Here is a 261-nt window from a genome sequence, read left to right as displayed (position 1 = left end):
CCCCTGTTTTGCCGCTCTAAGATTTTTTTGAATTTGTGCAGTTGTTTCCGCTAATACCCGGTTGATGAAATCCGTATTGAGCTCGGCATTTTGCCCAGTTCCATTTTCCCCAGGTGATATAATAATGGCTTCATTATTCTCCCCAACGCTCGTTGTTCGTTTGGTAATCGCCCGGTTGATAACAATCGAAGCAATATTACGTGTTTCTGATTTCGCATAACGCATTAATGTTGGTTCAATGCCTTTATTGACCAGTAATAC

Annotated in this window: 1 pseudogene; it reads right to left on the bottom strand. The window is 41.4% G+C overall.

The window, feature by feature from the left end:
* Positions 1 to 261 (bottom strand): annotated as a pseudogene (locus RYX56_RS23335) (sporulation protein YunB); the annotation flags it as partial.

It is taken from the genome of Alkalihalophilus lindianensis (assembly GCF_032843265.1).
Classification (GTDB): Bacteria; Bacillota; Bacilli; order Bacillales; family Bacillaceae_D; genus Alkalihalophilus; species Alkalihalophilus lindianensis.
This window is presented reverse-complemented; position numbering and strand designations above follow the sequence as displayed.